This window comes from Bacillota bacterium, from assembly GCA_036504675.1.
Taxonomy (GTDB): domain Bacteria; phylum Bacillota; class Sulfobacillia; order JAJYWN01; family JAJZPE01; genus DASXUT01.
Genome location: DASXUT010000037.1, coordinates 1 through 8868 on the forward strand (window position 1 = coordinate 1; position 8868 = coordinate 8868).

The window sequence follows — 8868 nt, forward strand, 5'->3', positions numbered from 1 at the left end:
CGGGTTGTCCTCCTCTTGCAGCGCGTCGATGTACATTTCTCCGGAGCCTCGCCGCATCCTGCCGGCTGGCACAGTCGAGGACGGCGGCCGGACGCACTTCCCCGGACCCGTCGGCAGGACCGGGAATCCGGGCCGTTGCTCGTCTGTTGACCAACTAAAGGAATCTTAATATCGACAAAGTGTATTTACGATTGACTTGAACCAAAGCGCAGCCCTATAATGATGCCGGGATTCATGCTATACCCCCGTTGGGTATAAGGAACAGAATCGGCTGTTCGCGGCCATCTCCCGCGGGGCCTGCCATCCCTCCCCAAAACCCCGGTGGCGGGCCTTTTTTCTCCGGGTGATTGTGACAAACGGCGCATTCTCAAAGAAGCGTTTGACTGGAGGTCCTTCCTGTGCGCGCGAAGTTGCTGGTCCCCGCTCTCTTGACGCTGCTGGTCCTCGGGGTCTCCCTCGCCCCGGTCACCGTCGCGTCCGCAGCGGGCAATCCCGCCCCCGGCGGTCTGGGCATCAAGACCATGGATATCCACCTCGAGCCGGAATACGACACGACGGACGTCCTCGTGGCCTACGACCTGAGCTTCGTCAACGGCGCGACGGCCCCCTACGACGGCAAGATCTCCTTTCACGTCCCCAAGGGGATTGACCCGGCCGGACCCACCAACGAGGTCCACATATGTGAAGCCAAGGGCAGCGACAAGCACGCCTATTGCGCCCCCTACGGGACCGAAACCGGTCAGGACTATCTGACCTTCTCGTGGTCTCCCTCGAAACCGATCAATCCCGGGGCAAGCTATCCGATTTATGTCGAGTATTACTACAACCCGCTGCGGGTCAAGGAGACCCAGCGGGACATCGACTTTTTCTTCCACCCCTCCTACGACGTGGGCCAGCTCAGCCTGACGGTCATGGCCCCGCTGCGTTCGTCCAACCTGGTCCTCGACCCCAAGCCCCAGCAGCAAGGGGTCGACGGGCAGGGCTTCAACTACTCGACCTACCGCTTCGAGAACCTCCGTCCCGAGCAGCCGGTCAGCCTGAAGCTGAGCTACGCCAAGGCCGACAACCGGCCGTCGGTGGCCAAGGCCGGAGCCTCCCTGGGGACCGGCTCGGGCGGCACCGGCGGCGGTCTGTTCAAGGACCCCTCCTTCTGGTTCCTGGCCATCCTGGGTGTCGGCGGCATCGGTGGGCTTCTCGCCTACGGGACGCGAGCCGGCGGCCGCCGCCCGGGGGGGTCGCGGCCGAACCGGGCCGGCAGCCGGACCCGCGTTCGACCCGGGTCTGATCGCGCCGCCTCGAACCGGGGCGCCCCTTCCCGGACCGCCAAACCCGACCCCGCCGATTCCGAGAAGCAGGCCGCCCGCCGGCTCCTCCTGAGCGGTAAGATCAGCGAGGCCACGTACCGGCAGATCATCGACGACATCGAGCGGGGGAGGTGACCGTTCTTGGCTGAGTTGGGTCGTTCCTTCATCTGGTTGGCCCTGGCCGTCTCGGCCTATGGCGTGGCCGCCCTCTCCCTGGGGGTGAGCCGCCTTAACGGCCGCCTGATCAAGAGCGGGCGGGCGGCGGCGATGGTCTTCGCGGCCGCCATCGTCGGCGCCTCGGTGGTCCTCCTCGACCGTCTGGTGGCCAGCGATTTCAGCTTCGAGTATGTGGCCATAAACACCAACCTCGGCCTGCCCGTCCTCTACAAGGTGTCGGCCTTCTGGGCCCACAACGCGGGCTCGCTCCTCCTCTGGACCCTCGTCCTCGGCCTCTACACGGCCATCGTCGCCCTGTCCCGCTACCGGGAGGATGAGAGCGCGGCGATGTCCCCTTATGTCCTGGCCATCCTGCTCGCCATCGGCGCCTTCTTCGCCTATCTGCTGGCCGTCGTGGCCTCGCCCTTCAATGTCCTGCCGAACCCGCCGACCGACGGTCAGGGCCTCAACCCCCTCCTCCAGAACCCCGGGATGATCATCCACCCGACCACGCAGTACCTCGGTTACGCCGGCTTCGCCGTGCCGTTCGCCTTCGCCATGGCCGCCCTGATCATCAGGCGGCCCGACGACCTCTGGCTGAGGATCACCCGCCGGTGGACCATCGTCACCTGGCTGTTCCTGTCGATCGGGATGATCTTCGGCGGCCAGTGGGCTTACGTCGAACTGGGCTGGGGCGGGTACTGGGGGTGGGACCCGGTCGAGAACGCCTCGCTGATGCCCTGGCTGACGGCCACGGCTTTCCTCCACTCGGTGATGATCCAGGAGCGGCGCGGGATGCTCAAGATCTGGAACGTCGCCCTGATCATCGTGACCTTCGCCCTGACCCTCTTCGGGACGTTCCTCACCCGCAGCGGCGTCCTGGCCTCGGTCCACGCCTTCGGCGACTCGACCCTGGGGGCCTACCTGCTGGCCTTCATTGCCGCCTCCGTCCTGGCCTCGCTCTGGCTGACCCTGAAGCGCCTGCCGTTGCTCCGCGAGGAGCATCAGTTCGAGGGACTCCTCTCCAAGGAATCGAGCTTCCTGGCCAACAACCTGATCCTCGTCGGCGGCGCCTTCACCGTGTTCTGGGGCACCGTCTTCCCGCTCCTCTCGGAGGCCGTCACCGGCAACAAGGTCTCCGTCAGCGCCCCCTACTACAACCGGGTGATGGTCCCCATCGGCCTCCTCCTGGTCGCCCTGATCGGCATCTGCCCCCTGATCGCCTGGCGCAAGGCCTCTCTGGCCAACCTGCGCCGCAACTTCCTCTACCCGGCGGCGGCCTCCCTGGTCTATGCCGTCGGCGCTTTCGCCTATGGCATCCGCAGCCCCGGAGCCCTGATCGCCTACACCGCCTCGCTCTTCGTCACGGCGACGGTCGTCCTCGAGGTCACTCGCGGACTGCGGGCGAGGATGCACATGACCGGCGAGACAGCCTTCGTCGCCCTGCCGCGGATGCTGGTCAAGAATCGCCGGCGGTACGGTGGATACGTCGTTCACCTGGCCGTCATCCTGATGATCGTGGCCATCGCCGGCTCCCACGTCTACCAGATCGACCAGACCAAGTCGATCCAGCCGGGCGAGACCATCGACATCGGCCGCTACCAGCTGATCTACCAAGGCCTCGGGGAGCGCGACGAGGGCTACCGCAGCGTCGTCTTCGCCGACTTGAAGGTCATCCAGAACGGCCGGGACATCGGCGTCCTCCGGCCCTCCAAGGACTTTTACCCGAATCAGGAGAACCCGTCGACCGAGGTGGCCGTCAAGGGCAGCCTCCGCGAGGACCTCTACGTCATCCTGGCCGGCTGGGAGGAAGGCGGCAGGCCGACCGTCTTCAAGACTCTGGTCAACCCGCTCGTGGCCTGGATCTGGATCGGCGAGTACCTGCTCATCGCGGGGACGCTCTTCGCCGTCTGGCCGGATCGCCGCCGGTTGGCCGGGAGACTGGGGTGATCGGGTTGAAGCGGGCATTCATCGCGACCCTCGTGGTCGCCGCGGTCCTCCTGGCCACGGCGCCGGCCCTGGCCGCCCCACCCGTGACCGTCCGGGACATCGAGGGCGACATCCTCTGCCAGTGCAACTGTACCAAGCTGGTCAAGGACTGCGACTGCGGGACGGCCAACACGATGCGGGAAGAGATCCAGGGCCAGATCGACAAGGGCCTGAACAAGAAGAAGATCATGGCGTATCTGGTGGGCAAATACGGCAAACCGGTTCTGGCCGCCCCCACCACCCAGGGCTTCGACCTGACCGCCTGGGTGACGCCGTTCATCGCCATCGTCGTCGCCGGCGCCCTCCTCTACCTGATTCTCCGGCGTTGGGTGCGGCGGCACCGGGTGCTGGTGGCCGAAGCCGCGGGGGCGGGACCGGTCGGAGCAACCGCCATCGACACCGCCACCGCCGGCCTGGACGAGTCCGAACGGGCCGCCCTGAAGGACCGGATGCAGCGGGAACTCCAGGACTATCTCTGAGACTCGACCGGCGCCGCCGATGGTCCGCGCAGGAGGGGCGCCGTTCTAGGAGGACACCGTCATGTACACCGCCTTGATCCTGATCGTCGTGGTCGCCGCGGGCTTCGCCCTCTTCCGGCCCCTGATGGGCGCGGCCGACGGCGAGGACGAGATCCAGCCGCTGCTGGCCGTGGCCGGCGCCGGCCCCGCGGCCGGCGACCCGGGGACGGACGCGCCGGCCTCGACCGGGCCGGCCAACAAGGAGGCCGTCTACGCCACCTTGGCCGAGCTCGAGTACGACTACGCCACCCACAAACTGGCCAAGGAAGACTATGAGGCGCTGAGGACCGAACTGGAGGCGAAAGCCCTGGAGATCATCCGCCGGGAGGAGGCCGTCGAGGACCTCGAGTCGATCATCGAAGCTGAGGTCCAGGCCGAGTTGGAGGGCGGAGAAGCGAAGGGCGCGGGAGTCGAGGTCCGTTTCTGCCCGGCCTGCGGGGTTCGGCTGCTTTCGGCCGGTCAACGGTTCTGCCACAAGTGCGCGACCCGGATGCCCGCTCCGGAGGCGGAGCCATGCGACGCCTGAGCCTCGCCCTCACCTTGGCCCTTGCCGTCGCCCTGCTCCCGGCAACACCTCGGGCGACATCGGCCCTGGCAGCCTCCGCGGGCCTCCGTCTCGATTACGACCACCTGGTCCTGACCCCCTCCGGCGACCGGCTGCTGGTCAAGGAAGCGGCCGGGCTGGTCAACGCCGGTTCTGGGGCGGTGAACACGGTATCTATGCCCCTCCCGCCCGGCTACTCCGACCTCAAACTCGAGTCGGGGTTCGACGCCGCCAACGTCACGTCCGACGCGGCCGGGGTGGTCGACTCGTCCGGGCTGGCCGCGGGAGGTCAGCGGGAGGTCGTCCTCAGCTACTCCCTGCCGATGACCGGCGGGCAGGCCAAGCTCGAGAAGTCCGTCACCTACGACACGGCCGCTTTCTCCGTCGCCGCCGAGGACCGCCTCCTGGGCCTCACTGGCGATGCGCCTCTGACCGTCTCGGTCAGCGACCTCAACGGCGTCTCCTACGCCAACCTGAGGGCCGACGCCGTGGCGGCCGGTCAGAACCTGACCATCCGAGCGACCGTGAAATCCGACGGCGCGCCGTCCGCCCCGCCGTCCACCCTGACGCCGAACGCCGGACGGCTGCTCAACCGATCTTCCCACGGCGGCCCCGACAACGTCATGCTCTGGCAGCGCTTCACCGGGCAGCCAGGGCACTGGGGCCTGCCGGGAATCGTGATCATCCTGGCCATCGTCGTGGTCGGCCTGGGGGCGGTCGGGCGGGCGGCCGTCTCCCTCGCTCGAAACGGGCGCGGCCAGGTGAAGGTCAGCGGGCCGGCCGGCGTACCGGACCGCCCCAGGCGATCGGCGTTGGTCAGGGAGATCGCTGAACTCGACCGGCTGTTTGCGGCCGGCCGTCTCCCCGAAAGCGAGTACCGCTCGAAGCGTTCGACCCTGAAGCGCGAGTTGATGGCCTTGATGGCCGGGTCTGGGGGGAACCAAGCTTGAAGCGTAGCGCGGCATTGCCGCTCTTCATCGGGTTGGCCTTGATCGTCGCGGCGGTGGCCCTCTACGGCTGGTCCGCGCGCCGGGCGGAAGCGGCCAGACTGGCCGAGGAAGCGAGGCTCGACGCGGCCAGGCAGGCCGCCGCGGCCCAGTCGAAGAGGGCCCTAGGGAAGTTCAGCGAACAGGACCTGGCGAGGATGAGCGAGGGCGGCGGCATCCAGGTGTCGGCCGTCTTTCTCAACCCGATCGAGCCCAGTGAGCGGCAATTGGCCTTCGAGGTCTTCTTCACCACCCATGGTGGTTCAGTCGCCGGCTATAAGCTCGAGGGGCTTTCCACCCTGGCCAACGACCAGGGGGCTAAGGTGGCGGACGGCTTCACCTGGACTTCAGAGTCGGACGACGGGCACCACCGTTACGGGATCCTGAGGGTGGGGCGGGCGGACGCTTCTGGTCGCCCCCTGATCACCGCCGAGACGAAGCGCCTCACCCTGGAGATCCAGGGGATCGGCGACGTCACCCGGACCTTCACCTGGGAACCGCCATACCTGGCCGCGGCCGCTGCGGGCGGCAAGTGACGTGACCGCCACGGCCTTCGCCGCCGGGGTCCTATCCTTCCTTTCCCCGTGCATCATCCCGATGCTCTCGGTCCACTTCACCCTGATCACCGGCCTGTCGTTCAAGGACCTCGAAGGCGGCTCGGTCCCGGCTACCCTGCGCTGGACGGTGGTCGCCCGGACCCTGGCCTTCGTCGCCGCCTTCACCATCGTCTTCGTGGCCGCGGGGGCGGTGGCCGGTGGGGCCGGGCGCGCCCTCGGGGCGGGGCTCACCTACTTCAACTGGCTCGGCGGGCTGGTCGTCATCCTTTTCGGTCTCCACCTGATGGGCCTGGTGCGCCGGCCGCTCGACCGCCTCCTCGGCCACATCGGCTTCGACTATCGCCGGGTGACCCGTCGCCCCGGACTCGCCACGGCCTTCCTCGTCGGCCTCATCTTTGCCGTGGTTTGCTCCCACTGCATCGCGTACACCCTATACTCGTTGCTGATGGTGGCCGGGACGACCGGCTCGGCGGCCGTCGGGGCCCGTCTGCTGGCCGCCTTTTCGATCGGACTGGCCCTCCCCTACCTGGCCGTCGGCTACTCGCTGGGGGCGGTCATCGGCTCCATCCGCGGCCTCGTCAAGTACCGCCGGGCGGTTTCCTTCGCCGCCGGCCTGCTCATGTTGGCCTTCGGCCTGGCCGTCCTGTCCGGCCGGTTCACCGACCTGTCGGGGCGGCTCTCGCCCTGGATCGGTTCCCGACCAAGGCTTGGGATGTAGGAGTGATGGTCATCTTCCCCGCCAGCGAGGTCGTCATCCGCCGCTACGATCGCCTCTCGCCCTTCTACGATTTCTGCGACCGGATGGGCCGGCCCGTCTGGCGGCGGAAGGTCTTCGAGCGGACCCGCGGCGAGGTCCTCGAGGTCGGCGTGGGCACCGGCAAGAACATGCCTTTCTACCGGCCGGGCACGGTGGTCACGGCCATCGACATTGCTCCGGGGATGCTGGCCCGGGCTCGGCGCCGGCTGGGGGAGGCGGCCGCGCCGGTACACCTGATGCGGGCCGACGTCCAGGCCCTCCCCTTCGCCGACGACAGCTTTGACACCGTGGTCGATACCTTCGTCTTCTGCTCCGTCCCCGACCCGGTCCTGGGCCTCCGGGAGATCGCCCGGGTCTGCCGTCCGGACGGCCTGGTCTTGATGATGGAGCACGTCCGAGCCGTCGGGCGGATCACCGGCGCCCTGATGGATGCGCTCAACCCGCTCGTGGTCAGGGTGGTCGGGGCCAACATCAACCGGCGGACCGTGGAGAACGTCCGCCTGGCCGGCCTGTCGCTCGTTTCCGTGGAGGACCTCGGGATGAAAGGGATCGTCAAGCTGATCACCGCCCGGCCGGCCAAGGGGCCCGGAGACCCTTGACAAGGTTCCCAGCGACGAGCTACAATTGCGGTGTAGCGAAGGGGAGTAGCCGTTCAAGGATAGGGTCAACAGACTGGCCTAAAGCCTGGCCCTATCGACCGCACGGTTTGGCGAGACCTTTGCACCCCAATGGGTGTGAAGGTCTCTTTTGTTTGAGCCGAGCGGTTATCACCGTTGGGAGGGACATGCTGATGAACCCGTTCTGGCTTTCGCTCGGGATGATCTTCCTGGCCGAGCTGGGGGACAAGACCCAGTTGGTCGCCCTGACCCTGGCCGCCAGGTATCGCGCCGGGGTCGTCCTGGCCGGCGTCTTTGTGGCCACGCTGGTCGTTCACGTCATCTCGGTGGCCCTCGGGGGCCTGGCCGGCGGGCTCCTGCCCATCGCCGTGGTGAGGTTCGTCGCCGGGCTGGCCTTCATCGCCTTCGGCCTCTGGACGTTGCGGGGCGATAGCCTCGAGGAGCGAGAGTCCCGGGAGAGGCCGGTCACTTCCCCGTTCTGGCTGGTGACCATCACTTTCTTCCTGGCCGAATTCGGAGACAAGACGATGCTCAGCACGGTGACTCTGGCGGCCGGTCGTCCCCCCATCCCGGTCTGGCTCGGCTCGACCGTCGGGATGGTCCTCAGTGACGGTCTGGCCGTCCTGGTCGGGCAGCTTCTCGGGGCCCGCTTGCCCGAACGGGCCATTCGGCTCTGCGCCGCTCTGGTCTTCTTCGGGTTCGGGCTGGTCTCGACCATCCAGGGTGGGCTCGGGCTGTCCCCTGTGGCCTGGGCCGCCGGCGTCCTCGGCCTCGGGCTGCCGGCCTTCCTCCTGTTCCGCCGGCGCGGCTCGGAAGCGAAGGGCTGAATCTCCGACAGCCGGAATCAAGTCAAGAAGAGCAGGTCCGGAGGCACCTTCGGACCTGCTCTTCGTGGTCTCTATCCTCAACGTTCGGCGGTCGGGCGGCAACGATGCGGGCAGTGGCGACAATCGGCGCCGGCCAGAACCTCGAGGCAGCGCGGGCAGACCAGGGTCAGGGGGTTGGTTATCGGCAGGCCGCAACGGGGGCAGATTCGGCTTCCACGGGCGCTTTCCTGGCCACAGACATGGCGCCCCTCGCCGCGGGGATCGGTCAGTCGCCCGCCCATCTCCTTCACCTCCATGAACCGGCCAACCTCAGACCGAGGGCGACCAGGCCCCCGGCGGCCAAGGCCAAGATCCAACTGATCAGCCAGAGGACCGAGGCCTCGCGGGCGCCCCGTTCTTTGTAGATCACCGTCACCGAGGCGATGCAGGGGACGAAGAGAGTGATCGTGACCGCCGCGACCAGCCGCTGAGCCGCGCTCAGGTCGAGGCTGTAAAGGCCGGCCGCGCCGAAGTCGCGCCGGATGATCCCCATGATGAAGGCGTCCGCCGCCTGCCTCGGGAGGTGCAGCCAGCCCTGGGTGACCGGGGCGAAGAGGGCCTGGATCCGGGGGAG

11 protein-coding genes are annotated in these 8868 nt (G+C 67.7%); 9 read left to right on the forward strand and 2 right to left on the reverse strand.

Annotated features, from left to right (window positions below; all coding sequences use genetic code 11):
• Positions 1–398 precede the first annotated feature (398 nt).
• The 9 genes from VGL40_03055 to VGL40_03095 all read left to right on the forward strand — a co-directional run bounded on the left by VGL40_03055 (position 399) and on the right by VGL40_03095 (position 8255).
• Positions 399–1439: a hypothetical protein gene (locus VGL40_03055; GenBank protein HEY3314247.1), complete on the forward strand. Its 1041-nt coding sequence runs from the start codon at positions 399–401 to the stop codon at positions 1437–1439.
• A 6-nt stretch (positions 1440–1445) separates the two neighbouring features.
• Positions 1446–3410: a heme lyase CcmF/NrfE family subunit gene (locus VGL40_03060; protein ID HEY3314248.1), complete on the forward strand. Its 1965-nt coding sequence runs from the start codon at positions 1446–1448 to the stop codon at positions 3408–3410.
• The gene (locus VGL40_03065; protein HEY3314249.1) at positions 3407–3928 is read left to right on the forward strand and encodes a cytochrome c-type biogenesis protein CcmH; all 522 of its coding nucleotides are present in this window, start codon (positions 3407–3409) and stop codon (positions 3926–3928) included. The genes VGL40_03060 and VGL40_03065 overlap by 4 nt, the downstream gene beginning before the upstream one ends.
• Positions 3929–3989: 61 nt before the next feature.
• Positions 3990–4493, forward strand: a complete 504-nt coding sequence (locus VGL40_03070; protein HEY3314250.1) for a zinc ribbon domain-containing protein — start codon at positions 3990–3992, stop codon at positions 4491–4493.
• Entirely contained in the window at positions 4481–5461 is a 981-nt protein-coding gene (locus VGL40_03075; protein ID HEY3314251.1) for a hypothetical protein, read from the forward strand. Before VGL40_03070 ends, VGL40_03075 begins: the two co-directional genes overlap by 13 nt.
• A complete protein-coding gene (locus VGL40_03080) occupies positions 5458–6033 on the forward strand; it encodes a hypothetical protein (protein ID HEY3314252.1) in 576 nt (191 codons plus the stop codon). Before VGL40_03075 ends, VGL40_03080 begins: the two co-directional genes overlap by 4 nt.
• A gap of 1 nt (position 6034) precedes the next feature.
• Complete coding sequence (locus VGL40_03085; GenBank protein HEY3314253.1) at positions 6035–6772, forward strand: cytochrome c biogenesis protein CcdA; 738 nt, start codon at positions 6035–6037, stop codon at positions 6770–6772.
• A gap of 5 nt (positions 6773–6777) precedes the next feature.
• Entirely contained in the window at positions 6778–7410 is a 633-nt protein-coding gene (locus VGL40_03090; protein ID HEY3314254.1) for a class I SAM-dependent methyltransferase, read from the forward strand.
• A 191-nt stretch (positions 7411–7601) separates the two neighbouring features.
• Positions 7602–8255: a TMEM165/GDT1 family protein gene (locus tag VGL40_03095; protein HEY3314255.1), complete on the forward strand. Its 654-nt coding sequence runs from the start codon at positions 7602–7604 to the stop codon at positions 8253–8255.
• Positions 8256–8332: 77 nt separating this feature from the next.
• On the opposite strand, the gene VGL40_03100 is transcribed toward VGL40_03095, so the two are convergent.
• A complete protein-coding gene (locus VGL40_03100; GenBank protein ID HEY3314256.1) occupies positions 8333–8536 on the reverse strand; it encodes a hypothetical protein in 204 nt (67 codons plus the stop codon).
• 5 nt (positions 8537–8541) lie between these two features.
• On the reverse strand, positions 8542–8868 hold a 327-nt coding region (locus tag VGL40_03105; GenBank protein HEY3314257.1), incomplete at its 5' end, for a nucleoside recognition domain-containing protein.

Bases quoted from the DNA above. Each gene is read 5' to 3' on its own strand.
- VGL40_03090 (HEY3314254.1), top strand. From the start codon at position 6,778: ATGGTCATCTTCCCCGCCAGCGAGGTCGTCATCCGCCGCTACGATCGC.
- VGL40_03100 (HEY3314256.1), bottom strand. From the start codon at position 8,536: ATGGGCGGGCGACTGACCGATCCCCGCGGCGAGGGGCGCCATGTCTGT.
- VGL40_03095 (HEY3314255.1), top strand. From the start codon at position 7,602: ATGAACCCGTTCTGGCTTTCGCTCGGGATGATCTTCCTGGCCGAGCTG.
- VGL40_03070 (HEY3314250.1), top strand. From the start codon at position 3,990: ATGTACACCGCCTTGATCCTGATCGTCGTGGTCGCCGCGGGCTTCGCC.
- VGL40_03075 (HEY3314251.1), top strand. From the start codon at position 4,481: ATGCGACGCCTGAGCCTCGCCCTCACCTTGGCCCTTGCCGTCGCCCTG.